Origin of the sequence: uncultured Dokdonia sp., assembly GCF_947492815.1 — a bacterium.
GTDB lineage: Bacteria > Bacteroidota > Bacteroidia > Flavobacteriales > Flavobacteriaceae > Dokdonia.
This window is the reverse complement of sequence record NZ_CANLOB010000003.1, coordinates 131,854-156,366: the sequence shown is the minus strand read 5'-3', so window position 1 is coordinate 156,366 and position 24,513 is coordinate 131,854. Positions and strand designations below refer to the sequence as shown.

The following is a 24,513-nucleotide window of genomic DNA, read 5'->3' as shown; positions in this document are numbered from 1 at the left end:
TGCTTGATGAAAGCGTTTCAAAGACGTATTGATGAATTATTTTTTAATTATTTCTGTTGGCTACTGCATCTCGTGCTTTTTCATATCCTTCAGCAATCACTTCGAATACTTTATTTCTGAAAGATAAGGGTGCAACTTCTGCTTCTACGTCTAGAAGCAAAACATTAGCATCTACAGTGTTCGTTTTTTGATTAAATACTTGTTGACTTACATGTTCTCTTTGTGCATTTTTAAGAAGGTTGTCTATCTCTGTATCAAGGATAGAATCTTCATTTTCTACTTGAGCAACCGCTTCACCTAAATTTTCGGTTATGATTTCCCCCAACTCGTCACTTCCTTTTATTAGTGGTGACTTTTCTTCTTTTTCTTTCTGCACAGATACAATTACTGCTTCTTGTGTTAGTCCTTTGTTTTCTTGTGCAACTTTTGCTACATCATTTACCTTTGTATTTTCAACAGTTGATGCTACAGACTGCTTACTTACATCTTGTTCTTGAACCGTTTCTTTTTCTGATTTAGATGCTTCATTAACTGTTGTTATATTTTGTACTACTGCCTCTTCTATTTGTTGTAGGCTTTCACTTTTTTCTTCTTTTTGTATCGTTTCAGTTGGGTCAATAAATAAAGATTCATTTTCTGCATCTACTAAAACAGGCCCTTTTGTAGTATCTCCCATATTTTGAAATACAAATAATGCAATCAAGGCTCCTCCTACAAAGCTAGCAGCAATAGACATCCAGAGTACTCGTTTACTTTTTTTTACTCCTTGTTCTGCATCTAGTTTTGAAGAAATTCTATCCCATGCTGCCACTGTAGGCTCTATCGTACGCTCTTCTAAACGCTCCTTCATATTATCTTCCAGCTTAATCGGTGCCATAACTCAATTTATTTTGTGCGTTTAACTTAGATTGTAACAACTTACGTGCTTTAAATAATTGTGATTTAGATGTACTTTCAGAAATCCCTAATGAATTTGCTATTTCTTGATGTTTATACCCTTCAATAGCGTACATTACAAAAACAACTCGATACCCTTCTGGCAATTCGTCAATAAGTTGTTGTATGTGTGACACATCTAATTCATCTTTTATATTATTTATACTATCACCTGTCTCAAAATTTCCGTCTTCTGAGAAATACAATTTCTTTACAGTTCGCAAATAAGAAATACTCTCTCTCACCATAATTCTTCGAATCCATCCTTCAAAACTCCCTTCACTTTTATAACTACTCAAATGTGTGAATACTTTTAAAAATCCATTACACATTGCTTCTTCTGCTTGATGAATATCCTTTATATAATACCTACAAACGCTCAGCATTTTTGGTGCATGCAACTCGTATAAACGACGCTGGGCCGCTCGATCTTTCTTAATCGCTTTTTTAATGAGTTGTTTCTCGTTTGTAAATTGTATGACTTTCATCAATTCTAAAAGATGGTTTCTATTTACATAGACGCAACGTTTTTCAAAAAGGTTGCCTGATTGATAAAAAAAAGTAAAAATTTTTCAAAAATAAACACAAACACCTGATTATCAGGATGAATATTTGAGATAAAAAATTATCCTTTATATTTCATAGGAAGATACACTACTTTTTTTGTTTCAAAAAAGTCTTCTTCATAATAATCTGTAAGGTTATAAACTTGTGCAGTAGAAAACTTTGCAAGTTCTTCGGTCAAATCTCCGCCTTTTAAATAAAGTATTCCATTTTTAAGTTCGTGCGTACTTTTCTTTTCAATATGACTTCTCACCCAACGAACAAAGGTTTCCATTTGTGCTACAGCTCTACTCACAATAAAATCATATTGACCAGGAACATTTTCTACACGATCATTTGTAGTTTTGATATTTGTAAGATCCAATCCAGCAACAACTTCATCAACTACTTTAATTTTCTTACCAATGCTATCTACAAGATGAAACTGAGTCTCAGGAAATAAAATAGCCAAGGGCACTCCAGGAAAACCACCTCCAGTTCCTACATCTAAAACTCGAGCCCCTTCTTGAAACTCCATTACTTTTGCAATACCAAGTGAATGAAGCACATGCCTTAAATATATTTCGTCTATATCTTTACGACTCACAACATTTATTTTCAAGTTCCAGTCTTTATACAAATCCTTGAGCTTTGTAAACTGCACTATTTGTTCTTCCGTAAGATGAGGAAAGTATTTTGTAATGATATCCATATGATAAAACTTCTAGTGCAAAAGTACCTAAATTACACGTTAATTTTTGCAGAAGACAGGTATGATTCTGGAATATATCGTTATTTTTGTAGTATATGTTTTGAGTTTCCGCTTTTCATAAAGCTACCCCCTTAAAACAATTATAATTATACTTCATTATAACAATAAACATGAGGTACTATTTACATTTATATGGAAACTACAATTAAATTTTCACGTTCAGATTCTGCAAAATTCTTCAGAACACTCAATAAACGTGTAAACACCTACTTTAAAGACAATAATATAAAACGTACTGGAAACTGGAAACTATACGGCAAAGCCATTATTATGTTTTCTATGTACTTAACACCATACTTTTTATTCCTAACATTAGATATGCCTGGATGGGTTCAATTACTTTTAACGGTTGTTATGGGTATAGGCATGGCTGGTGTAGGTATGAATGTAATGCATGATGGCAATCATGGTTCATTTTCAAGTAAAAAGTGGGTCAATAAACTTATGGGAAGTAGTATATACATACTTGCTGGCAATGTATACAACTGGCAAGTACAACACAACGTACTACACCACACATATACAAACATACACGGTCATGATGAAGACATGGAAGCTGGACGTGTTTTAAGATTTTCAAAACATGGAGAATGGCATAAACATCATAAATTTCAGCATTATTACTCGTTTATTCTATATGGACTTCTTACCATTAACTGGGTAATTACTGCAGATATCACACAAATGAAAAGATACCTTAAGCGCAAGCTATCGTATGGAAAACTACAAAGCCCAACAAAACAATGGAGTACGTTAGTAATTACGAAACTTATCTATATAGGTATGTGGATTGTTATTCCTCTTGCTTTTTCTAATATTGTATGGTGGAAAGTATTACTAGGCTTCTTTATTATGCATTATACTGCTGGTGTTATCTTAAGTTTGATATTCCAACTTGCACATATGGTAGAAGAAGCACATATGCCTTTACCAGATGAAACAGGTACCATGAAAAACACATGGGCTATACACCAATTATTTACTACTGTAAATTTCTCTACTAAAAACCGTATTATGAATTGGTTTTCTGGAGGTTTAAATCATCAAGTTGAACACCACATATTTCCACACATAAGTCATGTGCATTATACTAAAATCAGTAAGATTGTAAGAGAAACAGCAAAAGAGTTTAACTTACCTTATTTTGAGTATGAAACAACACGCAAGGCAATTTTAGCACATTTCCGTCATTTACGTGAAATGGGAATGCAGCCTGTAAAAGTGACTGCTTAAATTAAAGCGTATAATCAATATCCAATCCATTATATTTTTACAGAATGAGCATACTTTCTAATCGCGTTATAAGTATGGCAACATCTGCCACACTTGCCATGGCCGCCAAAGCAAGAGAGCTTCGTGGCGAAGGAAAAGACATTATAGGATTAAGTCTTGGAGAACCGGACTTTAATACTCCAGACTTCATAAAAAACGCTGCAATACAGGCAATCAATGACAACTATAATTCATATACCCCTGTAGATGGATATGGAGAACTTAAAAATGCTATTATCACAAAATTCAAGCGTGATAATGAGCTCACTTATGATCCAGCTCAAATAGTAGTTTCTACAGGTGCCAAACAATCATTAGCAAATGTTGCACTTGTTGTATTAAATCCTGGCGATGAGGTCATTTTACCATGCCCATACTGGGTAAGTTATAGTGATATTGTAAAAATAGCAGAGGGTGTTCCTGTAGAAGTAAAAACGTCTATTGAAACTGACTTCAAAATGACTCCAGAACAACTAGAAGCAGCTATTACACCAAAAACCAAAATGTTATGGTATAGCTCTCCTTGCAACCCTTCTGGTTCTGTGTATAGCAAAGAAGAGTTACGCGCACTTGCTGATGTACTCGCTAAGCATCCTCAAATAACAGTAGTAAGTGATGAAATATACGAACATATCAACTATGTAGGTGGACATGCGAGTATGGCTCAATTTCCAGACATGTATGATCGTACGGTCACTGTAAATGGCGTATCTAAAGCTTTTGCCATGACTGGATGGCGTATAGGATATATCGGAGCACCAAAAGAAATTGCTAGAGCTTGTAATAAAATGCAAGGTCAGATTACGAGTGGCGCCAATTGTATCGCGCAACGCGCTGTCATAACAGCATTAGAAGCAGATCCAAGCAAAGTACAGTATATGGTTGATGAGTTTAAAAACAGGCGCTCACTCATACTTAGCCTTCTAAATGATATAGATGGATTTACATGCAACGAACCTGATGGTGCTTTTTATGTTTTTCCAGATATTACTGCATTTTTCGGAAAAACTTTAAATGGAGTTACTATCAATAACGCTTCAGATTTTGCCATGTATATATTAGAACATGCAAATGTAGCTACAGTAACTGGTGAAGCATTTGGAAACCCAAATTCTATTAGAATTTCATATGCTGCAAGTTCAGATCAAATAAAAGAAGCAATCAGACGTATTAAAGAAGCTGTTGCTTAAATATATGAGTACGCTTTCGCGAAAGCGTATAAATAAAACATAAATAATCAAGGCCTTCTTTATGACAAAGAAGGCTTTTTTATTGCCTAATATCCATATCTTTATTGACTGATTACATTAAAATTTAATAGTTAAAACAATCTAACTCGTTGATTTAACGAACACCTTAGACATTATGAAAAAAATATTTCTTGCAGGTTGTATTTTGATAGCATTCATTAGTTGTAAAAACGAAACAACAGCTCCAGAAACCACAACAAAGACCACTACTGTAACCTTTGGAGATTTTCTTGACACTTATTATGAAGAAGGTCTCAAATTAAATCCATTAGGTGCTACTATGGCTGGAGACAGCAGATATAATGATCAATTTCCAGATATACTATCCCCTGCATATAAAGCTAAAATAAAAGACTATTACACTTCGTACAAATCACAACTATCCAACTACCCGGATGAAGAACTCACTACTACCGAACTTTTAAGCAAAGCTGTTTTAGAGTGGGATTGCGATGTAAACCTTGAATTATTGAGTTACAAAAAGGACTTAATGCCTATTGATCAGATGTGGTCTCCGCATTTAATGTTTGGTCAATTAGCAAGTGGTGCAAGTGCACAACCTTTTAAAACTGCAGAAGATTACAGAAACTGGCAAAAAAGAGTAGACCAATACTTGGTTTGGCTAGACAGTGCTGAGAAGAACATGCGCCAAGGAATGGAAGAGGGATATGTACTTCCAAAATCATTGATTAAAAAAGTAATTCCACAAATGGAATCGCTTGCAAAGCCTGATGTGACGACCCACTTATTCTACAAGCCTGTCACAAATTTTCCTGAAAGTATTTCTAAAGAAGATCAAAAAGCGATCACATCAGAATATACTACTATGATTCAAGATAAAATCATTCCTGCATATACAAAAATGGCTAACTTCATGAAAAATGAATACATGGATGCAGGACGTAAATCTTCTGGATTTAGCGATCTTCCTAATGGATCTAATTATTACGATTTTGCTATCAAATATTTCACAACCACTACCATGAGTGCTGATGAGATACATAATTTAGGATTAAGTGAAGTTGCTCGTATTCGATCAGAAATGGAAAAAATTAAAGAGCAAGTAGGTTTTAAAGGAGACCTTAAAGCCTTTTTTGACTATGTACGTAACAGTAAGGAGCTAATGCCTTTCACTACACCTGAAGAGGTGATTGCAAACTTTAATAAAATGCACGCTACAATGAAACCAAAAGTAGATGAGCTCTTTAGTCTTCAACCTAAAACACCTTTTGAGGTACGTCGTACAGAAGCTTTTAGAGAAAAATCTGCGAGTGCAGAGTACAATCCAGGGTCACTAGATGGCACACGTCCAGGTATATTTTACACACCTATTCCTGATGCTTCTAAATACAATGTATATTCAGATGAGTCTTTATTTTTACACGAAGCAATTCCTGGTCATCATTTCCAGATTTCGCTTACCCAAGAAAGCACAGAACTTCCTCAGTTTAGAAAAACATTATGGTATAGTGCGTATGGAGAAGGATGGGCATTATATACGGAGTCTTTAGGATCAGAATTAGGGCTATATACAGATCCTTATCAACTTTTTGGAATGTTAGGAGCAGAAATGCACCGTGCCGTACGTCTTGTTGTAGACACAGGAATTCACACCAAAGGATGGAGCAGAGAAAAAGCAATCGCTTACTGCTTAGACAATGAAGCTGAAAGTGAAGCAGGGATCACTTCAGAAATAGAACGTTATATGGCAAATCCAGGTCAAGCACTCTCGTACAAAATAGGGCAATTAAAAATACGCGAACTAAGAACTAAAGCTACAGAAGCTTTAGGTGATAAATTTGACATAAGAGAATTTCATAAAGAAGTATTAGAAACAGGATGTATCCCACTAGCGCTTCTGGAAGATAAAATTAACAACTGGATTGCTAGCAAACAATAAGAGAACACTACTTCGACAAGCTCAGTATGACATTTCGCGAAAGCGTATATCATATTCTTAATTATCTTTTAATAATGCGTCTCACTGTAGACGCATTATTGTTTTGATCTATTAGCTTAAAAAAATACACACCTGAAGCAAGTTTACTAAGATCAATAACAGTTTCTTCTTGTAGTAAAATGTTTTCACGAATTAATCTTCCTTGCATATCATAGATAACGCCTATAGCATCAGAAGAAGCAATTTTTATTGTCACTAAGTCTGTTATTGGATTAGGAATTATAGAAATAGATTGCAACGTAGTATCGTCAAGACCTAATGTAGCAGACCTAAAATTACCTCCTTCTGGTGTTAAATAGAAAACATCAAAAGGTTGACCTTCATTATTAACAGTTGGATCTTCAAAACCAGAAAGTAACATAAGAATTGCTTGATTTTCTAATCCTAAATCTTCAGAAAAAAGAGGGAAATTAAAATCAAAACTAAACTCAGAAAGCAAATCACCCCCTATATTCCCACCATAATCACCAATTTCAACAGCAATATCTCCTTGACTTGACCACACTGAATAGGGTGCGCCTTCAACTTCTTCTGAATAGTCTGAAAACGAAAGCAATCTCCCCATCTCTAATGGAAAGGCTAATGTTTGCGTTCCTTGAACATCTAGCGTATGATCTAAACCAATAGCCCCATGATGCACTAAAATATCTAAATCCAAATCAGATTCTGGCACTGATGCTTCTAGTTGCGCACCTATATATGTATGCAAGCCGAAAGGTTCTACATCAGTATATGCATCAGTATCAAAAATACCATCGATGACCATATAATAATTCTCTTGATCTATCAAGTCAACAAATCTGTTGATTAATATATCTCCAGTATTACTATCTACTATATAAATATTTACAATATTATCTGGCCCAAATGGGACATTTAAAAAAGGTGTTCCATTTTTATAACTTAGATCATCAGCAACGATCATTTCATCTACATAAACAATTACTTCTGACACAGAAGTATCTGGAGAATTATGCACAAATTGGATGTTTGATGATCTTTGCTCACTTAGTAATATAAAATCACCTCCCTCTGGTGTGAGGTACCACGTATTGAAAGGCTCTCCATCATTATTATTCTCTGGATGTCTGAAACCAGATAACAACATAATAATTGCTTGATTTTCTAATCCTAAGTTTCCACTCGCCAAGGGAAAGTTATATGGGAAATAAAAATACCCTGGTACCGAATAAGATTCTCGTGCAACACAACCAATATCTTCATTACTTGCCCAAGTTGAATACCCCGAGTATTCAGAAAAAGATACTGAATTACCAAACTCAATTGGGGCTGTTAAAATTTGACATCCTTCAACTATTAATGTCGTATCAAAACCTATACTCCCATTATGAACCATTATATCTATATCTAAAAAAGGCTCTGGATTTATAGCTTCAAGTCGAGCCCCTTCATATATATACATATCAAAAGGCGCTACATCTAAATAACTATCTGCATCAAAAATACCATCAATAACCACATAATAATTCTCTTGATCTATCAACATATGTTCACGAGATATTAAAACATCGTTTTCATCTGTAGATCTTGTAATTACAATCTGAGTCTGATCTCCATCAAACGGAATATCTAAAAAAGCAGATCCTGTTTTAAAGTTCAGATTATCTACTATTAAATTTCCATCTACATACACATCAACTTCTTCTATAGAAATATCAGGTGCATTGTGTATAAATTGTATTTTAGCGGTCTGACTATATCCTAATTGAATACAACCAATAAATAATAAGAGTAGTTTTAATTTCATAATATTATATATCAATTAGTTAAATATACAACAATATGGCAAAAATCCTCCTTTTAGGTTCTGGAGAACTCGGTAAAGAATTTGTAATTGCTGCGCAACGTTTAGGGCAAACCGTTATTGCTGTAGACAGCTATACCAATGCTCCTGCAATGCAGGTTGCTCATGATGCTGAAGTAATCAATATGTTAGATGGAGTAGCTCTAGATAACCTTGTTGAAAAACATCAACCAGATTATATCGTACCAGAAATTGAAGCCATACGCACTGAACGTTTCTATGAGTATGAAAAGCAAGGATATACTGTAATTCCAAGTGCAAAAGCAGCTAATTACACAATGAACAGAAAATCCATTCGTGATCTTGCTGCAAAAGAGTTAGGATTAAAAACAGCTAATTATCAGTATGCCGCTTCCGCGAAAGAATTATCAGAAGCCGTTAAAGATATAGGAATGCCATGTGTAGTAAAGCCACTTATGTCTTCTAGTGGAAAAGGGCAATCTACTATCAAAACCGAAGCCGATATTCAAAAAGCATGGGAATATTCTCAGGAAGGATCTCGAGGAGATGTTGCTGAGGTTATTGTAGAAGGGTTTGTAAATTTTAATTATGAAATCACATTACTGACTGTTACACAAAGAGAAGGAGAAACTCTTTTTTGCCCACCTATAGGACATAGACAAGAAAGAGGTGATTATCAAGAAAGCTGGCAACCAGCCACTATGCAATCTGACCATCTACAAACAGCACAGGACATGGCAAAAAAAGTAACAGATGCTTTAGGTGGCGCTGGTATTTGGGGCGTTGAGTTTTTTATTGCAGATGACGGTGTTTATTTTTCTGAACTCTCACCAAGACCCCATGATACCGGAATGGTAACTTTAGGCAATACTCAAAATTTTAATGAATTTGAATTGCACTTACGTGCAGTTTTAGGTCTTCCCATCGCTGAAATCACACAAGAACGCATAGGCGCTAGTGCAGTAATCTTAGCCAAAGAGCATTCTGAAAACCCTACTTTTAAAGGTATTTCTACTATTGCAAATGCAAAAATGTCTGATTTCAGATTATTTGGCAAACCAACATCTAGACCTTATAGACGCATGGGGGTAGTAGTCACCTACGACTCTATAGATGGAAATATAAAAGAAGTAACACAAAGAGCAAAAGAACTCGCTTCCAAAGTGAACGTTCTCTCATAAAATGAAAGCGTATTGTTTAAGATAACAATACGCTTTATAATTCTTACTAACTATACTTTTTTAATCTCTAATCAAGGGAAGCGTACTACACCGAAGTAATCCTTCCTGTTTTGCTATTTCAGCATAAGGCACTTCTTCTACAGTGATATCATGTGATCTTAACCAAGTATTTAATCTCGTAAAACTCTTTTCAGAAATCACAACATTAGGAGCAATGCTAAAAACATTACTATTCATGTTATACATTTCGTCTTTAGAAATTTCAAAAACATTTTCTTTCCCAAACAAATTCACCAACCATTCATACTCATTTTCTTTAAGAAAACCGTTTTTATGAATAATTGCTTTGTTTTTACCTACTGGTTGAAAACAACAATCTAAATGAAGTGCATTTTCTTTTGGATCTGTATTATGCTTTCTTAATTCAAAAGAAACTACTTTTTTCTTAGGAAACAATTCTGCGAGATATTGTACTGCCTCCTTATTAGTTCTAGCAGTTATATAATCTGGATAATCACTACCTGTATATGTTCCTATAAAAATATAATCTCCCCAAGGCATTACATCACCTCCTTCTACATGAGCATCTTCAGGTAAACGAAATACATGTGTAGCTGGAACTTGGTCTATCACATATTGTATTGCTTCTATTTCTCGTTCTCTATCTGGAAGAATATTTGCTTTTATAAACTTATCATCAATAACAAAGCCTATATCTCTTGAAAAAATCTGATTATAATCTTTGATAACTTCTGGCCTAAAAACCTTCACATCATATTTTTTAAAAACAGCAGCCACAGCCTCCATTTCTTTAACCATATCTTCTTCCACAGGATATGTACCCGCTTGAATATGTTGTGCGCTTTTCGGGTCGTAAGCGTCCTCAAGTTTTGGTGTTGGCCCACAACTTTCTGCAGTTCCTAAAACAACGGCACGTAACCGTGAAGTTTCATCTTTAACGTGTAATTTAAGCATTGGACTAAGATACTAATCTCCAAGATTGATCACAAAAAATAAGAGGAAACACCTATATATATTTTAGCAAGGCGTTTTACTATAGTAAAAAAAGCGAGCATTACTGCTCGCTTTTTTAAATTTTATATGATAACGTGTCTTTATCTTTCAGATACAGGAACGAATTCTCTAGCATTCTCTCCAATATATACTTGACGCGGACGACCTATAGGCTCTTTACGCTCTCTCATTTCTTTCCATTGAGCAATCCACCCTGGTACACGCCCAAGAGCAAACATCACTGTAAACATATCTACAGGAATTCCTAATGCTCTATAGATAATACCAGAATAAAAATCTACATTAGGATATAATTTACGATCTACAAAGTATTGATCTTCTAACGCTTCTTTTTCTAATCCTTTAGCAATATCTAATACAGGATCTTCTATTCCTAACATATTTAGAACATCATCTGCAGCAACTTTAATGATTTTTGCACGTGGATCAAAATTCTTATATACTCTATGCCCAAATCCCATTAGACGGAAAGGATCTTGTTTGTCTTTAGCTTTAGCCATATACTTTTTAGTATCGCCTCCATCTTCTTTGATAGCTTCGAGCATTTCGATTACTGCTTGATTAGCTCCTCCATGAAGAGGCCCCCATAGTGCTGAAATACCAGCAGATATAGAAGCAAATAATCCTGCATGAGCAGAACCTACAATACGAACTGTTGAAGTAGAACAGTTTTGCTCGTGATCTGCATGTAAGATTAATAACTTATCTAACGCATCTATAATAGATTGATCTACTTTATAATCTTCATTAGGTTTTGAAAACATCATCTTATGAAGATTTGCTACATACCCTAAGTTATTATCTCCATAGTCTAATGGTTGACTTTTCTTTTTACGTAAAGCCCAAGAAGCTAGCACTGGAAATTTTGCTAGTAACTTTACGATCGTTGTGTACATCTCTTCTTCTGAATCTACATTTACAGAATTAGGATTAAAAGCTATAAGCGCAGAGGTCAATGCACTTAACACTCCCATAGGATGAGCCGACTTAGGAAAACCATCTAAAATTTTCTTCATGTCTTCATCTACATGAGACTCAGCTTTTATGTCATTATGAAATTTTTCTAGTTGTATTTTTGTAGGAAGTTCTCCAAAAATCAACAAGTAGGCTACTTCTAAGAAATCTGCTTTATCTGCAAGAGATTCTATAGAATATCCTCTGTATCTTAAAATTCCTTTTTCTCCATCTAAAAAAGTAATTCCGCTCTCACAAGAACCTGTGTTTTTATATCCAGGATCAATTGTAGTGACACCGCCTGTTACTCCTCTAAGGGTTTTTATATTAATTGCTTTTTCGTTTTCTGTACCAGTTATGATAGGAAAATCATAAGATTTATCGTCTATGGTTAGCGTTGCTTTATCTGCCATGCTTTTTTTGAAAAATTTAAGGTGATTATTCCTTTTTTTAGAAGGATTGCTAATTTACAAAAAAACAGTCGGTTTTTTAAATGTTTCCATACAGTAAAGCACTTAAAAAAAACTTAAAATAGGAAATAATGACAAGTTATTACTATATGAGTCATTAAACAAGCCCTTATCTACAGAAGACTCACAACTTTTTCTTACTATAATAGTATCTAATTTTTTAAAATTCTATTATACGCTTTCGCGAAAGCGTATTTAAACAAATTCCCTAAAAAACATAGTAAATGTTATCAAAAAGGAGTTATCAATATTCCTAGCAGCTTGTCAAGAAACATCATATTACAGCAAATAAAAAAGAGCTTATACCATAGCACAAGCTCTTTACCCAACTTCAAACCTAAATTTTGGTGTTTTAAAATACCAAAAAATAATTCTTAAAAAGAGCGAGTTACTCGGCAGTAAAGCTTCATCTCCCGCTCTTTACCCAACTTAAAATCATTTTGCTTGTTTATTCACTAACGTGCAATACAATCGTTGAGCTAAGAATTTAAAAGCTAAAGTTAAGTGTTTGTTATAACTTTAAAATAACAGATAGTTATATCTAATTAAGTAGGTTTCCTTTTAAGTTCTAATAGATTTGGATGATAAAAGTATACAAAAAGCATATAAGTAACAAAAATAAAAAGAAAGATAATTCTTACATGTGTTAATTACATATATAATATATTAATTATCAATTATTTAAATTTAATATTCATTTTAAATTTCTCTAAATTAAAATAAGTTTTCACAGAATAAGTGCATTTAAAATTCGTATTTAATCTATAAAAACTGCACTTTATCGGTAATTTTTCATAAAAAAAGCCTCCATTAAGGAGGCTTTAAAATTCTATAAAAGAAGTGATTACTTTAATTTAAAAGCATTTTCTCCGGGAAAGTAAGCTACTTCAGCAAGTTGTTCTTCTATACGAAGTAATTGATTATACTTTGCCATTCTATCAGATCTTGATGCAGATCCTGTTTTAATTTGTCCTGTATTAAGTGCCACTGCCAAATCTGCTATTGTATTATCTTCAGTTTCTCCAGATCTATGCGACATTACTGATGTGTATCCTGCATTATGAGCCATATTTACAGCAGCAATAGTTTCTGTTAACGTACCTATTTGATTTACTTTAATAAGTATTGAATTTGCGATTCCGTTTTCAATTCCCCTAGACAAACGATCTACATTTGTTACAAAAAGGTCATCTCCTACTAATTGTACTTTACCTCCTGCTTTATCAGTAAGATATTTCCAACCATCCCAATCATTTTCATCCATTCCATCTTCGATAGATATAATTGGATAATTTTCAGCTAATGAAACTAAATAATCTGCTTGCTCTTCACTAGTACGGATTACTCCAGAATCACCTTCAAATTTTGTATAATCATATTTTCCGTCTACATAAAACTCTGCTGCAGCACAATCTAATGCAATCATAATTTCATCACCCCAAGAATATCCTGCTTTTTCTACAGCAATTTTTATAGAGTCTAATGCATCTTCAGTACCATCAAGTGCTGGCGCAAACCCTCCTTCATCACCTACAGCAGTACTTAAATTACGATCATGTAATACCTTTTTAAGGTTATGGAAAATTTCAGTTCCCATTCTCATAGCTTCTGTAAAGCTTTTTGCTTTTACTGGCATTACCATAAACTCTTGAAAAGCGATTGGCGCATCACTATGAGAACCTCCATTAATGATATTCATCATAGGAACTGGCAACGTATTTGCGCTTACCCCTCCTATATATCTATACAGTGGAAGATTTAATTCTGCTGCTGCTGCTTTTGCACTAGCTAAAGAAACTCCTAGTATTGCATTTGCCCCTAATTTAGATTTGTTTGGGGTACCATCTAGATCGATCATCATTTGATCGATTAAGTTTTGTTCAAATACTGAGGTTCCTAATAGTTCGGCCGCAATAATTGTATTCACATTACTTACTGCTTCTGTCACACCTTTACCCATATAAGCATCGCCTCCATCTCTTAGTTCAACTGCTTCATGTTCTCCTGTAGAAGCTCCTGAAGGAACCGCAGCACGACCCATTATTCCATTTTCTGTATAAACATCTACTTCTACTGTAGGGTTTCCTCTAGAATCAAAAATTTGTCTTGCGTGAATGTCTATTATTATGCTCATAGTATTATATTATTTATATGTCTGAAAGATACAATTTGTCTCTTGTACAACCTGAAAAATTGGCGATTAGTCGCGATAACGTTTTCGCTTATTAACAAGTGAAAAACTATTTTTGATAACTATTATCTTACACTAGACATTCACCTTTTTAATATTCTCTATAAATTGATCAAAAAGATATGTTGCATCATTAGGACCAGGACTAGCTTCTGGATGATATTGTACTGAAAAACAGTTTTTATCTTTTATTCTAATACCAGCTACAGTATGATCATTAAGATGTACATGAGTAATCTCTACATTTGGGTTTGCTTCAGTCTCTTCTCTATTAATAGCAAATCCATGATTTTGAGATGTAATTTCACCTTTTCCAGTAATTAGATTTTTTATAGGGTGATTAATTCCTCTATGCCCATTATGCATTTTATAAGTAGAAATACCATTGGCAAGTGCAATAACTTGATGTCCTAAGCATATTCCAAATAGCGGTTGATCTTCTTCTATAATATCTTTAGCTACTTGAATTGCGTTATCTAGTGGTTCTGGATCTCCTGGGCCATTAGATAAAAAATATCCATCAGCATTCCATTCTTTCATTTCTTTGTATGAAGTATTATATGGAAACACCTTTATATATGCACCTCTTTTTGAAAGATTACGCAATATATTACGCTTAATCCCAATATCTAAAGCAGCTATTTTAACTTCTGCATTTTCATCTCCAAAGTAATAAGGTTCTTTTGTTGATACTTGTGAAGCAAGCTCTAAACCATTCATGCTTGGCACTTCAGCTAATTTTGCTTTTAGTGCTTCTATATTATCTACATCTGTAGAGATAACAGCGTTCATAGCTCCATTATCTCTTATATATGCCACCAATGCTCGTGTATCTACATCTGATATTGCAAAAAGGTTATTTGTAGCCAAAAACTCTTCTAATGACTCTTCTGCATCTTTTCTTGAATAGGTATAACTAAAATTTCTACAAATAAGGCCAGAAATTTTAACTCCTTGAGATTCTGTTTCTTCATTAGTAGCTCCATAGTTACCTATGTGTGCATTTGTAGTTACCATAAGTTGGCCAAAATAAGAAGGATCTGTAAAAATCTCTTGATATCCTGTCATTCCAGTATTAAAGCATACTTCCCCAAAAGACGTACCTTCTACATCACCAACAGATTTTCCGTGAAAAATGGTTCCATCTGCTAATAAAATAAGTGCTGGACGTCGAGACTGATATTTCATATGATTATAATTTGTGCAAATATATTATATAGCTTAAAATACTAAGGCAAAAAAAAAGAGCTTTTTATCAAAGCTCTTTTTAAAAATGTTAATATCTATTATAAATTATTGTAATGCAAAAACAATCTTTTTACATCTTTATCCTTTTTGAAGGACAATTTATTCTTTTTTGCAAACGTCTTTATCTCATCAGCTCTTGAACCAAAAACCTTAAGTAATTCAGACTTCTTAAATTTCATAGGAGTAATCCTACCATTTTTTTCTAAATAGTATTTATAAGATATTACATACTCATCATTCCCTTGACCTGTTGTAGGTGAAAAAACACCACCTCTTATAGTCAATTTATAGTCTTTCAGTAGTATAACATCTTTACTCTCTCCTACTACTTCCATGAAAATGCTTCCATTCTCATCATTTTTATGTACTACTTTAAAATTTTTATTATTAATAACAATCTTTTTAAAGTTTACAGTGCTAAACTCGTGTACTGAATCTTTACTCACTTTAGAAACAAACACATCCTTCTGAACATCATAATTGAGGTTACTAATTCTATATTTCTTATTTTTTGCTGTTTCTAAAACACCTACATTTTTCCAGTCATCATATAGGTACTTTGACCCATCTATACTTGTAGGAGCTATATAAGATATAGCAAATGTTGCTGTTGCGGGCTGATCATTAGCAACTTGCCCTAAATTAAGCGTATTTCTAAATGTATCTCCACCGGCATCTTCTTCTTGAGAAAACGAAACAGAACTCATTAAAATTAGCACCAAAAAAATTATCTTTTTCATATCAATTTATTTTTAGGTGGTGCTATTATTATAATGTTCTGTAATAACTAACAATCTTTTGCAAGTCTCTTTCGCTTTTGAAATTCAGATTATTGTCTTTTGCATATTGTTCTACAACTGAAGATTTAGAACCTGCTGCTTTAAGGATTTCTGATTTTTTAAGTTTTAATCTTTTAAAAGACTTTCCTTTCTTAACGTAGTAGTTATCTCTTAAAATATATTTATCATTTGCACGAGCGAGTAATGGATTAGGATTACCTTCTCTAATATCTATAGAATAATCTTTATAAATTTCGAAGTCATCTGTTTCTGCAATAACTTCATATACTCTATAACTACCTTCTACAGGAGAATAAATATTCTTAAAGGTTCTATTATTGATAACTATTTTTTCAATGTTTGCAAAGTCAAAAGTAAAAATAGTCTCACTATCAATTTTTGATTCAAAAACGTTACGTTTTGCATTAAAATTAATATTACTATTAAGTCTAAAAGCTTTTTCTTGGTTGCTAGCAACTATAAGTGTGTTATTATTCCAAGAATCAAATATGTACACTGTTCCATCTATAGGTCTAGGTGGATTACGTACAAAACTAGAGGCTCCAATATTTGCCCCGTCAGGTCCATAAGTAGCGAGCGCTCCCAATGCATTATTGTTTGCATCAACTGCTTGTGCGTATCCGTATCCCATTGAAAGAGTAAAGGATACTAAAACAATCATTAATTTTTTCATAGTTTATGTATTTCTAAATTATATTTCTTATCAGTCAAATAGTTTGCCAAATTTAACTTAACGGTGTAAAAATAAAAAAAGGGACCCACCTTGCGGTAAATCCCGATACTATTTAACCTTTATATAACAGGTTTCCCGACTTATTCTTCCTCGTTAGAAGTCGTTTCTACTACAGGTGCTACCTCAGTTTTCTTTGATCTTCCACGACGGGTTGATTTCTTTTTAGCAGGTTTGCCAGCATTATAAATTTCATTATAATCTACAAGCTCAATCATTGCCATATCAGCGTTATCACCAAGACGATTACCTAATTTAATAATACGAGTATATCCTCCTGGGCGATCACCAACTTTTACTGCTACTTCTCTAAAAAGTTCTGTTACAGCCTCTTTTTGACGTAAACGAGAAAATACGATACGTCTATTATGAGTTGTATCTTCTTTAGATTTTGTAACTAAAGGCTCTACAAATTGCTTAAGCGCTTTAGCTTTAGCAACTGTTGTATTTATTCTTTTATGTTCAATTAAGGAACAGGCCATATTTGCAAGCATTGCTTTTCTATGTGCTGTTTTTCTTCCTAAATGATTAAATTTCTTTCCGTGTCTCATTGTTGTTATTCTTTATTCGCTTTCGCGAAAGCGTACAAATCGTAATTAATCTTTATCTAATTTATATTTTGATAAATCCATACCAAAATTAAGTCCCTTTACATTCACAAGCTCTTCAAGCTCTGTTAATGATTTCTTACCAAAGTTTCTAAACTTCATAAGATCATTTTTATTAAAAGAAACAAGATCACCTAAAGTATCAACTTCAGCAGCCTTAAGACAGTTTAGAGCACGTACTGAGAGGTCCATGTCTATTAACTTAGTCTTTAACAACTGTCTCATGTGAAGAGACTCTTCATCATAAGTTTCTGTTTGAGCAATCTCATCTGCTTCCAGAGTGATACGCTCATCAGAAAATAACATAAAATGATGTATCAGTGTTTTTGCAGCTTCAGTAAGCGCTTCTTTTGGATGAATTGAACCGTCTGTAATAATTTCAAAGATTAATTTTTCATAATCCGTCTTCTGTTCTACACGGTAATTTTCAATACTATATTTTACATTTCTAATAGGTGTGTAAATAGAATCTGTAAATATAGTACCTAGAGGTGCATTTGATTTTTTATTTTCTTCTGCAGGTACATAACCTCTACCTTTTTCTATAGTAATTTCCATGTTAATAGAAACTTTCTTATCCATATTTGCAATAACAAGATCAGGATTAAGAACTTGGAAACCAGAAATAAATTTCTGAAAATCTCCAGCAGTAAGTTGATCTATTCCAGATAGAGATATAGTAACAGTTTCATTATCTATTTCTTCTATTTGTCTTTTAAAGCGTACTTGCTTTAAGTTAAGGATAATTTCAGTAACATCTTCAACTACTCCAGCGATTGTAGAAAATTCATGATCTACCCCTTCTATACGTACAGAAGTGATTGCAAAACCTTCTAAAGAAGAAAGTAATACACGTCTTAAAGCGTTTCCTACTGTTAAACCGTATCCAGGTTCTAAAGGTCTAAACTCAAATTTACCTTCAAAATCAGTAGAGTCAATCATAATGACTTTATCAGGCTTTTGGAAATTTAATATTGCCATATCGTGTTTTCTAGCTTTAGTTAATTTTTACTTAGAGTACAATTCGACGATGAATTGTTCATTGATATTTTCAGGTATTTGAAGACGCTGCGGTACAGCAACAAAAGTACCTTCTTTTTTATCATTATTCCATGATATCCACTCATACACATGACTTGCGTTAGATAATGAGTTTGTAATAACTTCTAATGATTTTGACTTTTCGCGAACAGCGATTACATCTCCAGGTTTTACTTGATAAGATGGAATATTTACAATACTTCCATTTACAGTAATATGACGGTGAGAAACTAACTGACGTGCTCCATTTCTAGAAGGAGAAACTCCCATTCTAAAAACAACATTATCTAGACGTTGCTCACACAATTGAAGTAATACTTCACCTGTAATTCCATTAGATCTATTTGCTTTTGCATATAGATTTCTAAATTGACGTTCTAGTATACCATATGTATACTTAGCTTTTTGTTTTTCCTGTAATTGAACAGCGTACTCAGATTTTTTACCTCTTCTTCTGTTGTTTCCGTGCTGTCCTGGAGGATAATTTCTTTTTTCAAAAGATTTATCTTCTCCATAAATTGCTTCGCTAAATTTACGTGCAATTTTAGTCTTAGGACCAGTATATCTTGCCATTAAAAAATTGTTTTTTGAGGGGGTTAGGAATTAAGGTCAATCCTTCGCAAACCATATTCCCTCTAGATATTAAATTAAAATTAAACGCGACGTCTTTTTGGAGGACGACACCCATTATGTGGAGCTGGAGTTACATCAATAATTTCTGTAACCTCAATACCACTATTGTGAATAGATCTGATAGCAGACTCACGTCCATTACCTGGTCCTTTCACATATACTTTTACTTTACGTAAACCTGCTTCATGAGCAACTTTTGCACAGTCTTCTGCAGCAGTTTGAGCAGCATAAGGAGTATTCTTTTTAGAACCTCTAAAACCCATTTTACCAGCAGATGACCATGAAATCACATCTCCTTTTTTATTTGTTAATGAAATTATCAAATTATTAAAAGAAGCTGAGATGTGTGCTTCACCTACAGACTCTACAACAACTTTACGTTTTTTTGTACTTTGCTTTGCCATTACTACAAGTTATTATTTAGTTGCTTTTTTCTTGTTTGCAACAGTTTTACGCTTTCCTTTTCTAGTACGAGAATTATTCTTTGTACGCTGACCTCTTAAAGGAAGTCCTGTACGATGACGAATACCTCTGTAACATCCGATATCCATTAAACGCTTAATGTTTAACGAAACTTCGCTACGTAATTCACCTTCGATAGTGTAGTTACCAACTGCATCACGAATACGACCTATTTCGTCATCGTCCCAATCAGATACTTTTTTATCTTCTGATACATTAGCAGTAGCTAAAATTTCTTGAGCTCTACTTCTACCAATTCCAAAGATGTATGTTAGCGCAATTACACCTCTCTTTTGTTTTGGGATATCTATCCCTGCAATTCTAGCCATAATTCTTAACCTTGTCTTTGTTTAAACCTAGGGTTCTTTTTATTAATTACGTATAATCTGCCTTTGCGACGTACAATCTTGCAATCGGCACTTCTTTTTTTAATAGACGCTCTTACTTTCATATCAAGCTTGTTTTCCCGTTAATAACGGTATGTTATACGAGCCTTTGATAAATCATAAGGGCTCATTTCTAATTTTACTTTATCTCCAGGTAATAATTTAATATAGTGCATACGCATCTTACCTGATATGTGCGCAGTCACTACGTGGCCATTTTCTAATTCAACTCTAAACATTGCATTAGACAATGCTTCTATAATTGACCCGTCTTGTTCTATAGCTGCTTGTTTTGCCATTATGCTACTGCTTTACGGTTTTTACCTGACTTCATAAGACCATCATAATGTCTATTAAGCAGGTATGAATTTACTTGTTGCATCGTATCTATAGCTACACCAACCATAATCAATAAAGAAGTACCTCCATAAAAGAGAGCCCAACCTTGTTGAATTCCTATAAGTTTATGAGCTATAGCAGGGAAAATTGCGATAAGCGCTAAGAATATTGATCCTGGTAAAGTAATTTGTGACATTATCTTATCAAGATATTCTGCCGTTTCACTTCCTGGACGAATTCCTGCTATAAATCCTCCACTACGTTTTAAATCATCAGCCATTTTATTTGTAGGAACAGTTATTGCAGTATAAAAATATGTAAATATGATAATCAATAATCCAAATACAAGATTATACCAAAATCCAAATATATTTCCACCAAACTCTTGCTGTAACCATTGACCTGTACTAGTATCCCCTAAGAGATTACCTCCTATTAAACCTGGTACAAACATAATAGCCTGCGCAAAGATTATAGGCATTACCCCAGAAGCATTTAACTTAAGAGGTATATATTGTCTACTTCCGAAAACATTTTTCTCATATGCTCCACTAGCAGTACGTCTTGCATACGACACTGGAATTTGACGAACAGCCATTACTAAAAGAACAGACAACAAAATAATAACAAACCAAAGTGCAACTTCAATAAGTATTAATATTGGACCTCCTCCTCCGGCTTCAAGTCTTGAAGTAAGGTTTTGAGCAAATGAAACAGGTAAACTAGCAATTATACCTACCATAATTAATAGTGAGATACCATTACCTATACCTTTATCAGTAATTTTTTCTCCTAACCACATTGCAAAAATACAACCAGTCACAAGTATCATTACTGAAGACACATAAAAAGTAGTTGGATCAAACCCTGCAGCTAAAAGCTGACTTATACCTGTTACTCCTGAAAGCGAAGGTAGTGCCGCAATATAACCTGGCGCCTGCAATAAACAAATAGCAATAGTTAACCATCTTGTTATCTGATTGATTTTACGTCTTCCACTCTCCCCCTCTTTTTGTAGTTTTTGTAAATAAGGAATTGCAATTCCCATTAACTGTACTACAATAGATGCAGAGATATAAGGCATAATACCAAGTGCAAATACAGAAGCATTTGAAAATGCTCCTCCAGTAAAGGCACTGAAAAGGGTTAAAAGGTTGTTGTCTTCAACAGTACCTCTTAAACCAGCTAACTCAGAAGCGTTAATTCCTGGTAATACTACTTGAGCTCCAAAACGATAAACGAGGAGTAAGGTTAACGTAAGCAAAATGCGATTTTTCAGCTCGTCAATCTTCCAAATATTTTTTATTGTATCTATAAATTTCATCCTCTTATATCGATTATAAAGTTACAGCTTCACCTCCAGCAGCTTCAACAGCTTGTTTTGCTGATGCCGTAAATTTGTGAGCAGTTACTTTAAGCTTTGCCTTAAGCTCTCCTCTACCTAATATTTTTACTAAGTCATTTTTTCCAACAAGACGATTTTCAACTAGTACATCTAGAGTTACTTCATCTTTAATACGACCTGCATCAACATATTCTTGAAGCGTATCTATATTAACACCAGCATACTCTTTACGATTTACATTTTTAAAACCGAACTTAGGAACACGTCTCTGTAATGGCATCTGACCTCCTTCAAAACCAAGTTTCTTAGAATAACCAGAACGAGATTTCGCTCCTTTATGACCACGACCAGCTGTACCTCCGTTACCAGTTGCCTGACCACGTCCTTTACGGCTATCGTTTTTCTTAACTGAACCTTTTGCAGGTTGTAAGTTACTTAAATTCATCTATACTAATATTTATGCTTCTTCTACAGAAACCAAATGACTTACTTTATTTATCATACCAAGGATATTTGGAGTATTCTCATGCTCCTTTACTTGGCCCATCTTTCTTAATCCAAGAGCCTCAAGGGTTCTTTTCTGATCAACAGGGCGATTTATCGCACTACGAATCTTTGTTACTTTAATCTTTGCCATAACTACTTGGTTTATCCTTTAAAAACTTTGTCTAACGAAATTCCTCTTTGTTTTGCAACAGTTTCTGCACTTCTTAATTGAAGTAATGCATCAAATGTAGCTTTAACAACATTATGAGGATTTGATGATCCTTGGTTCTTAGATAATACATCATGTATTCCTACAGACTCCAATACAGCTCTAATAGCACCTCCTGCAATAACTCCCGTACCCGCAGCAGCTGGCATTAATAACACTCTTGCTCCTCCGTACTTACCTTTTTGTTCGTGAGGTATTGTTTTTTTATTCAAAGGAATACGAACTAAATTTTTCTTTGCATCTTCTACTGCTTTTGCAATAGCTGAAGCTACTTCTTTAGATTTACCTAATCCCTGACCAACGACACCGTTTTCATCACCAACAACAACAATAGCAGAAAAACCAAAGGCTCTACCCCCTTTTGTTACTTTAGTAACACGTTGTACTCCTACTAAGCGATCTTTAAGTTCTAAACCACTAGGTTTAACTAACTCTACGTTTTTATAATTCTGGTACATAATTTATTTAGAATTTAAGTCCGCCTTCACGAGCGCCTTCTGCTAGTTGTTTTACTCTTCCATGATACAGGTAACCTCCTCTGTCAAAAACAACAGACTCAACACCCGATTTTACAGCTTTTTCAGCAATTGCTTTTCCTACAAGTTTTGCTGTCTCAGACTTATTAGATCCTGCAACAATTCCTTTATCTCTAGAAGAAGCAGCACCTAAAGTCTTGCCTGATAAATCATCAATTATCTGAGCATAAATTTCTTTATTACTTCTAAATACACAGAGTCTAGGGCGCTCTGCAGTTCCAGAAATAGTCTTACGAATCCTTAAGTGGATTCTATTTCTTTTTTCACTTTTTGATAATGCCATAATCTATGTATTATGCAGATTTACCTGCTTTTCTTCTAATGATCTCACCAACAAACTTGATACCTTTCCCTTTATATGGCTCTGGCTTACGGAAAGCGCGTATTTTTGCCGCTACCTGACCTACAAGTTGTTTATCGTGAGAAGTTAATTTTACAATTGGATTTTTACCTTTTTCAGATACAGTTTCCACTTTTACCTCTGGAGCAATTTCTAAAACTATATTGTGAGAAAAACCAACAGCTAAATCTAATTTTTGCCCTTGATTACTTGCACGATATCCTACTCCTATAAGCTCTAACTCTTTGGTCCATCCTTTTGACACTCCTTCAATCATATTAAATATAAGAGAACGGTATAAACCGTGTTTAGCTCTAACATCTTTTTTATCAGAAGGTCTTTCAAGAGTTATTGTTCCATCTTCTACTTTAATAGTAATATCTGAAAACTCTTGTGTAAGTTCACCTAATTTTCCTTTTACGGTTACAACACCATCAGCTACATTAACAGTAACACCATCTGGAATTGTAATTGGACTTTTACCTATTCTTGACATTTCGTTGTCTTTTTAACTGGGTTAGTAAACGTAACAAAGTACTTCGCCACCTACATTAGCTTGTTGAGCTTGCTTTCCTGTCATAACTCCCTTGGAAGTTGAAACAATAGCAATACCCAAGCCGTTCAGTATACGAGGTATATCTGAAGATGAAGCGTATTTACGTAAACCAGGTTTACTTATTCTTTGTATATCTTTAATTACAGATTCTTTTGTAAAACCATCATATTTCAAAGCAATTTTGATAATATCTTGAGATTTACCTTTTTCAAATTTGTAACTTAATATGTAACCTTGATCGAATAAGATTTTTGTCATCTCCTTTTTCAGGTTAGATGCTGGAATCTCAACGACTCTGTGATTTGCTGCAGCAGCATTTCTAACTCTAGTTAGAAAATCTGCAATTGGATCTGTGTTCATTTATTTATGTTTCGGAGGGGGTTTTTTACTTTATACGCTTTCGCGAAAGCAAAACCTTCCACCA

28 protein-coding genes are annotated in these 24,513 nt (G+C 34.0%); 4 read left to right on the top strand and 24 right to left on the bottom strand.

From position 1 onward, the window contains the following. Positions 1 to 43: 43 nt before the first annotated feature. The 3 genes from Q1A01_RS05150 to rsmG form a co-directional block, all read right to left on the bottom strand. The gene (locus Q1A01_RS05150; protein WP_299677009.1) at positions 44 to 877 is read right to left on the bottom strand and encodes a hypothetical protein; all 834 of its coding nucleotides are present in this window, start codon (positions 875 to 877) and stop codon (positions 44 to 46) included. Beyond that, positions 864 to 1,424, bottom strand: coding sequence for an RNA polymerase sigma factor (locus Q1A01_RS05145; RefSeq protein WP_299677006.1), 561 nt, complete (start codon positions 1,422 to 1,424; stop codon positions 864 to 866). The genes Q1A01_RS05150 and Q1A01_RS05145 overlap by 14 nt, the downstream gene beginning before the upstream one ends. Positions 1,425 to 1,561: 137 nt before the next feature. Then, the gene (gene rsmG, locus Q1A01_RS05140; protein WP_299677003.1) at positions 1,562 to 2,191 is read right to left on the bottom strand and encodes a 16S rRNA (guanine(527)-N(7))-methyltransferase RsmG; all 630 of its coding nucleotides are present in this window, start codon (positions 2,189 to 2,191) and stop codon (positions 1,562 to 1,564) included. Positions 2,192 to 2,383: 192 nt separating this feature from the next. Here rsmG and Q1A01_RS05135 point away from each other — a divergent pair, with 192 nt between their 5' ends. From Q1A01_RS05135 to Q1A01_RS05125, 3 genes are all read left to right on the top strand, one after another. Then, on the top strand, positions 2,384 to 3,484 hold the full coding sequence (locus Q1A01_RS05135; RefSeq protein ID WP_299677000.1) for an acyl-CoA desaturase: 1,101 nt from the start codon (positions 2,384 to 2,386) through the stop codon (positions 3,482 to 3,484). Between the two features lie 44 nt (positions 3,485 to 3,528). Beyond that, on the top strand, positions 3,529 to 4,713 hold the full coding sequence (locus Q1A01_RS05130) for a pyridoxal phosphate-dependent aminotransferase (RefSeq protein WP_299676997.1): 1,185 nt from the start codon (positions 3,529 to 3,531) through the stop codon (positions 4,711 to 4,713). Between the two features lie 175 nt (positions 4,714 to 4,888). Beyond that, positions 4,889 to 6,673: a DUF885 family protein gene (locus tag Q1A01_RS05125; RefSeq protein WP_299676994.1), complete on the top strand. Its 1,785-nt coding sequence runs from the start codon at positions 4,889 to 4,891 to the stop codon at positions 6,671 to 6,673. Between the two features lie 61 nt (positions 6,674 to 6,734). Here Q1A01_RS05125 and Q1A01_RS05120 read toward each other — a convergent pair whose 3' ends face one another. Beyond that, on the bottom strand, positions 6,735 to 8,501 hold the full coding sequence (locus Q1A01_RS05120) for a DUF4397 domain-containing protein (RefSeq protein ID WP_299676991.1): 1,767 nt from the start codon (positions 8,499 to 8,501) through the stop codon (positions 6,735 to 6,737). 35 nt (positions 8,502 to 8,536) lie between these two features. Here Q1A01_RS05120 and purT point away from each other — a divergent pair, with 35 nt between their 5' ends. Beyond that, a complete protein-coding gene (gene purT / locus Q1A01_RS05115) occupies positions 8,537 to 9,700 on the top strand; it encodes a formate-dependent phosphoribosylglycinamide formyltransferase (RefSeq protein WP_299676988.1) in 1,164 nt (387 codons plus the stop codon). A gap of 60 nt (positions 9,701 to 9,760) precedes the next feature. On the opposite strand, the gene Q1A01_RS05110 is transcribed toward purT, so the two are convergent. The 20 genes from Q1A01_RS05110 to rpsH all read right to left on the bottom strand — a co-directional run bounded on the left by Q1A01_RS05110 (position 9,761) and on the right by rpsH (position 24,449). Continuing rightward, entirely contained in the window at positions 9,761 to 10,675 is a 915-nt protein-coding gene (locus Q1A01_RS05110) for an arginine deiminase family protein (RefSeq protein ID WP_299676985.1), read from the bottom strand. A gap of 140 nt (positions 10,676 to 10,815) precedes the next feature. After that, the gene (locus tag Q1A01_RS05105; RefSeq protein ID WP_299676982.1) at positions 10,816 to 12,102 is read right to left on the bottom strand and encodes a citrate synthase; all 1,287 of its coding nucleotides are present in this window, start codon (positions 12,100 to 12,102) and stop codon (positions 10,816 to 10,818) included. Positions 12,103 to 13,003: 901 nt separating this feature from the next. Then, complete coding sequence (eno, locus tag Q1A01_RS05100) at positions 13,004 to 14,293, bottom strand: phosphopyruvate hydratase (protein WP_299676979.1); 1,290 nt, start codon at positions 14,291 to 14,293, stop codon at positions 13,004 to 13,006. A gap of 132 nt (positions 14,294 to 14,425) precedes the next feature. Then, positions 14,426 to 15,538 carry a glutamine-hydrolyzing carbamoyl-phosphate synthase small subunit gene (carA, locus tag Q1A01_RS05095; protein ID WP_299676976.1) on the bottom strand — a complete coding sequence of 371 codons (1,113 nt, stop codon included), beginning with the start codon at positions 15,536 to 15,538 and terminating at the stop codon, positions 14,426 to 14,428. Positions 15,539 to 15,636: 98 nt separating this feature from the next. Continuing rightward, a complete protein-coding gene (locus Q1A01_RS05090; RefSeq protein ID WP_299676972.1) occupies positions 15,637 to 16,338 on the bottom strand; it encodes a hypothetical protein in 702 nt (233 codons plus the stop codon). Positions 16,339 to 16,366: 28 nt separating this feature from the next. After that, positions 16,367 to 17,071: a hypothetical protein gene (locus Q1A01_RS05085; protein WP_299676969.1), complete on the bottom strand. Its 705-nt coding sequence runs from the start codon at positions 17,069 to 17,071 to the stop codon at positions 16,367 to 16,369. A 140-nt stretch (positions 17,072 to 17,211) separates the two neighbouring features. After that, the gene (gene rplQ, locus Q1A01_RS05080) at positions 17,212 to 17,679 is read right to left on the bottom strand and encodes a 50S ribosomal protein L17 (RefSeq protein WP_299676966.1); all 468 of its coding nucleotides are present in this window, start codon (positions 17,677 to 17,679) and stop codon (positions 17,212 to 17,214) included. Between the two features lie 45 nt (positions 17,680 to 17,724). After that, positions 17,725 to 18,717, bottom strand: a complete 993-nt coding sequence (locus Q1A01_RS05075) for a DNA-directed RNA polymerase subunit alpha (protein ID WP_089373228.1) — start codon at positions 18,715 to 18,717, stop codon at positions 17,725 to 17,727. Positions 18,718 to 18,744: 27 nt separating this feature from the next. Next, the gene (gene rpsD / locus Q1A01_RS05070; protein ID WP_299676961.1) at positions 18,745 to 19,350 is read right to left on the bottom strand and encodes a 30S ribosomal protein S4; all 606 of its coding nucleotides are present in this window, start codon (positions 19,348 to 19,350) and stop codon (positions 18,745 to 18,747) included. An 80-nt stretch (positions 19,351 to 19,430) separates the two neighbouring features. Further along, a complete protein-coding gene (gene rpsK, locus Q1A01_RS05065; RefSeq protein WP_089373230.1) occupies positions 19,431 to 19,814 on the bottom strand; it encodes a 30S ribosomal protein S11 in 384 nt (127 codons plus the stop codon). Between the two features lie 12 nt (positions 19,815 to 19,826). Then, positions 19,827 to 20,201 (bottom strand): 30S ribosomal protein S13, encoded by a 375-nt coding sequence (gene rpsM / locus Q1A01_RS05060; protein WP_299676948.1) that lies wholly within the window; start codon positions 20,199 to 20,201, stop codon positions 19,827 to 19,829. Positions 20,202 to 20,206: 5 nt separating this feature from the next. Beyond that, entirely contained in the window at positions 20,207 to 20,323 is a 117-nt protein-coding gene (ykgO, locus tag Q1A01_RS05055) for a type B 50S ribosomal protein L36 (protein WP_010519235.1), read from the bottom strand. A gap of 18 nt (positions 20,324 to 20,341) precedes the next feature. After that, positions 20,342 to 20,557: a translation initiation factor IF-1 gene (gene infA / locus Q1A01_RS05050; protein WP_013751343.1), complete on the bottom strand. Its 216-nt coding sequence runs from the start codon at positions 20,555 to 20,557 to the stop codon at positions 20,342 to 20,344. Next, positions 20,557 to 21,921 carry a preprotein translocase subunit SecY gene (secY, locus tag Q1A01_RS05045; protein WP_299676943.1) on the bottom strand — a complete coding sequence of 455 codons (1,365 nt, stop codon included), beginning with the start codon at positions 21,919 to 21,921 and terminating at the stop codon, positions 20,557 to 20,559. The genes infA and secY overlap by 1 nt, the downstream gene beginning before the upstream one ends. Before the next feature lie 13 nt (positions 21,922 to 21,934). After that, entirely contained in the window at positions 21,935 to 22,387 is a 453-nt protein-coding gene (gene rplO, locus Q1A01_RS05040) for a 50S ribosomal protein L15 (protein WP_299676940.1), read from the bottom strand. Positions 22,388 to 22,399: 12 nt separating this feature from the next. Further along, positions 22,400 to 22,579 (bottom strand): 50S ribosomal protein L30, encoded by a 180-nt coding sequence (gene rpmD, locus Q1A01_RS05035; protein WP_089373234.1) that lies wholly within the window; start codon positions 22,577 to 22,579, stop codon positions 22,400 to 22,402. An 11-nt stretch (positions 22,580 to 22,590) separates the two neighbouring features. Beyond that, a complete protein-coding gene (gene rpsE, locus Q1A01_RS05030; protein WP_089373235.1) occupies positions 22,591 to 23,115 on the bottom strand; it encodes a 30S ribosomal protein S5 in 525 nt (174 codons plus the stop codon). A 7-nt stretch (positions 23,116 to 23,122) separates the two neighbouring features. Further along, positions 23,123 to 23,476, bottom strand: a complete 354-nt coding sequence (gene rplR, locus Q1A01_RS05025) for a 50S ribosomal protein L18 (RefSeq protein ID WP_299676936.1) — start codon at positions 23,474 to 23,476, stop codon at positions 23,123 to 23,125. Positions 23,477 to 23,486: 10 nt separating this feature from the next. After that, on the bottom strand, positions 23,487 to 24,029 hold the full coding sequence (gene rplF / locus Q1A01_RS05020) for a 50S ribosomal protein L6 (RefSeq protein WP_299676933.1): 543 nt from the start codon (positions 24,027 to 24,029) through the stop codon (positions 23,487 to 23,489). Positions 24,030 to 24,050: 21 nt separating this feature from the next. Beyond that, on the bottom strand, positions 24,051 to 24,449 hold the full coding sequence (gene rpsH / locus Q1A01_RS05015) for a 30S ribosomal protein S8 (RefSeq protein WP_299676930.1): 399 nt from the start codon (positions 24,447 to 24,449) through the stop codon (positions 24,051 to 24,053). Between the last annotated feature and the right edge of the window lie 64 nt (positions 24,450 to 24,513).

Bases quoted from the DNA above. Each gene is read 5' to 3' on its own strand.
- rpsE (WP_089373235.1), bottom strand. From the start codon at position 23,115: ATGTACCAGAATTATAAAAACGTAGAGTTAGTTAAACCTAGTGGTTTA.
- Q1A01_RS05085 (WP_299676969.1), bottom strand. From the start codon at position 17,071: ATGAAAAAATTAATGATTGTTTTAGTATCCTTTACTCTTTCAATGGGA.
- Q1A01_RS05150 (WP_299677009.1), bottom strand. From the start codon at position 877: ATGGCACCGATTAAGCTGGAAGATAATATGAAGGAGCGTTTAGAAGAG.
- rplO (WP_299676940.1), bottom strand. From the start codon at position 22,387: ATGAATTTAAGTAACTTACAACCTGCAAAAGGTTCAGTTAAGAAAAAC.
- infA (WP_013751343.1), bottom strand. From the start codon at position 20,557: ATGGCAAAACAAGCAGCTATAGAACAAGACGGGTCAATTATAGAAGCA.
- rplF (WP_299676933.1), bottom strand. From the start codon at position 24,029: ATGTCAAGAATAGGTAAAAGTCCAATTACAATTCCAGATGGTGTTACT.
- Q1A01_RS05120 (WP_299676991.1), bottom strand. From the start codon at position 8,501: ATGAAATTAAAACTACTCTTATTATTTATTGGTTGTATTCAATTAGGA.
- Q1A01_RS05075 (WP_089373228.1), bottom strand. From the start codon at position 18,717: ATGGCAATATTAAATTTCCAAAAGCCTGATAAAGTCATTATGATTGAC.
- secY (WP_299676943.1), bottom strand. From the start codon at position 21,921: ATGAAATTTATAGATACAATAAAAAATATTTGGAAGATTGACGAGCTG.
- ykgO (WP_010519235.1), bottom strand. From the start codon at position 20,323: ATGAAAGTAAGAGCGTCTATTAAAAAAAGAAGTGCCGATTGCAAGATT.
- carA (WP_299676976.1), bottom strand. From the start codon at position 15,538: ATGAAATATCAGTCTCGACGTCCAGCACTTATTTTATTAGCAGATGGA.
- Q1A01_RS05110 (WP_299676985.1), bottom strand. From the start codon at position 10,675: ATGCTTAAATTACACGTTAAAGATGAAACTTCACGGTTACGTGCCGTT.
- rpsM (WP_299676948.1), bottom strand. From the start codon at position 20,201: ATGGCTAGAATTGCAGGGATAGATATCCCAAAACAAAAGAGAGGTGTA.
- Q1A01_RS05130 (WP_299676997.1), top strand. From the start codon at position 3,529: ATGAGCATACTTTCTAATCGCGTTATAAGTATGGCAACATCTGCCACA.
- rplQ (WP_299676966.1), bottom strand. From the start codon at position 17,679: ATGAGACACGGAAAGAAATTTAATCATTTAGGAAGAAAAACAGCACAT.
- Q1A01_RS05125 (WP_299676994.1), top strand. From the start codon at position 4,889: ATGAAAAAAATATTTCTTGCAGGTTGTATTTTGATAGCATTCATTAGT.
- rpsH (WP_299676930.1), bottom strand. From the start codon at position 24,449: ATGAACACAGATCCAATTGCAGATTTTCTAACTAGAGTTAGAAATGCT.
- rpsK (WP_089373230.1), bottom strand. From the start codon at position 19,814: ATGGCAAAGCAAAGTACAAAAAAACGTAAAGTTGTTGTAGAGTCTGTA.
- rplR (WP_299676936.1), bottom strand. From the start codon at position 23,476: ATGGCATTATCAAAAAGTGAAAAAAGAAATAGAATCCACTTAAGGATT.
- purT (WP_299676988.1), top strand. From the start codon at position 8,537: ATGGCAAAAATCCTCCTTTTAGGTTCTGGAGAACTCGGTAAAGAATTT.
- Q1A01_RS05145 (WP_299677006.1), bottom strand. From the start codon at position 1,424: ATGAAAGTCATACAATTTACAAACGAGAAACAACTCATTAAAAAAGCG.
- eno (WP_299676979.1), bottom strand. From the start codon at position 14,293: ATGAGCATAATAATAGACATTCACGCAAGACAAATTTTTGATTCTAGA.
- Q1A01_RS05105 (WP_299676982.1), bottom strand. From the start codon at position 12,102: ATGGCAGATAAAGCAACGCTAACCATAGACGATAAATCTTATGATTTT.
- rpmD (WP_089373234.1), bottom strand. From the start codon at position 22,579: ATGGCAAAGATTAAAGTAACAAAGATTCGTAGTGCGATAAATCGCCCT.
- Q1A01_RS05090 (WP_299676972.1), bottom strand. From the start codon at position 16,338: ATGAAAAAGATAATTTTTTTGGTGCTAATTTTAATGAGTTCTGTTTCG.
- Q1A01_RS05135 (WP_299677000.1), top strand. From the start codon at position 2,384: ATGGAAACTACAATTAAATTTTCACGTTCAGATTCTGCAAAATTCTTC.
- rpsD (WP_299676961.1), bottom strand. From the start codon at position 19,350: ATGGCAAGATATACTGGTCCTAAGACTAAAATTGCACGTAAATTTAGC.
- rsmG (WP_299677003.1), bottom strand. From the start codon at position 2,191: ATGGATATCATTACAAAATACTTTCCTCATCTTACGGAAGAACAAATA.